Origin of the sequence: Paraburkholderia sp. J8-2 (assembly GCF_905220195.1) — a bacterium.
Classification (GTDB): domain Bacteria; phylum Pseudomonadota; class Gammaproteobacteria; order Burkholderiales; family Burkholderiaceae; genus Paraburkholderia.
Genome location: NZ_CAJMZA010000089.1, coordinates 1 through 1528 on the forward strand (window position 1 = coordinate 1; position 1528 = coordinate 1528).

General features: G+C 67.5%; 2 protein-coding genes. Both read right to left on the reverse strand.

The window, feature by feature from the left end:
- On the reverse strand, positions 1–534 hold a 534-nt coding region (locus tag U5A52_RS42875; protein ID WP_321940458.1), incomplete at its 3' end, for an FAD-binding oxidoreductase.
- Between the two features lie 39 nt (positions 535–573).
- Positions 574–1528: MFS transporter (locus U5A52_RS42880; RefSeq protein WP_321940460.1), on the reverse strand; the 955-nt coding region annotated here is incomplete at its 5' end.

Sequence of the window (1528 nt, forward strand, 5' to 3'; positions counted from 1 at the left end):
GGTGCCGTCGGGCAGGGCGACTTCGAGACCGAGAATACGCTCGCGCATGGTGCCGAAGCGCACGACGCGATTGCCGCCCGCATTCGTTGCCGCGTTGCCACCCAACTGGCACGTGCCGCGCGCGCCCAGATCGAGCGGGAAGAACCAGCCTTCGGCTTCGACGTGCGTTTGCAACTGCTCGAGGAGCACGCCGGCCTGCACGGTCACGGTGCCGCCGGTCGTATCGAACGCCTCGAGCGCATTCAGGCGCGCAAGCGAAAGCGCCACTTCGCCCGCCTGCGGCGTGGCCGCGCCAGCGAGGCCGGTCAAGCCGCCTTGCACGACCACCGGCTGCCGGTATTGCGAGAGCACGGCGAGCGCACGCGCGACTTCCTCGGGTGTGCGCGGCAGGATCACGAGCGGCGGCGCGCAGCGCGGCGCGTCGCTCCAGTCGGCCGCGTGCGAGTTGGCGACGGCCGGATCGGTGCTCACGCGGTCGGCGCCAAGCGCATTCGCTAGTGCGTCGGGAAGGGACATCGGAGGCGAGGCTTGCATGGTTTGGTCGGTTGGGATCGAAGGAGTCGGGGGTGTCGCCTAGCCGGTCTGATGCATGCGCTCGACCTTGCCGCCAAGCCGCTTGAGCGCGAGCCCCGCAACGAGCCCGATGCACGCGATCGCCGTCATGTAGAGGCCGGGCGCGACAGGTCCGACGCGATGCAGCAGATCGGTCACGACGAGCGGCGTGATGCCCGTGAACAGCACGGTCGCGAGATTGAGCGAGAGCGCGATGCCGGAGAAGCGGACGTGGGTCGGAAAGAGATCGGCGAGCAGGAACGCGTAGGTGCCGTTCACGAAGCCGCCGACGAAGCCGATTACGGCGAACGTCGTGAATGGATCGATGCCATGCGCGGCCACGAGCCGGTAAAACGGATAGCTGCCCGCAAGCATGATGAGCGCGCCCGCGCGATGCACGAGGCGCGGCGGGATGCGGTCGCCGAGCCACGCGCAGGCGAGCAGCGACGCGGACATCGTCGCGATGCCGACGTTTTGCGCCGCGCTCGCGATAGCCGGCGAATAGTGCAGCACGGTCGTGAGGTACGACGGCAATACGACGAAGAGCAGGCTGTTCGCCGCGTTGACGATGCCCGCCACGCCCACGCCCGCCGTCACCTGCCACGCAAACGTGCGCAGCACCGTGCGAAACGGACGCTTGGCCTTGTGGCTGCGCAGGCGCTGGAATTCCGCCGATTCTTCGAGCGACGTGCGCAGCCAGTACGAGAAGAGCCCGATCAGTCCGCCAAAAATGAACGCGATGCGCCAGCCGTACGCAATGACGTCGGCGGCGTCGAGCGTTGCGTGCAGCGCGAAGCTCATCAGCGTCGCCGTAAGCACACCTGAATTGAGGCAGAACACGACGAGGCCGCCGACAAGGCTCGCGCGCTGCGGCATCTCTTCAACGACGTACGTGATCGAACACGGCAATTCGCCCGCGAGAAAGAAGCCTTGCGCGAGGCGCAGCAACACGAGCAGCACGGGCGCGAATACGCCG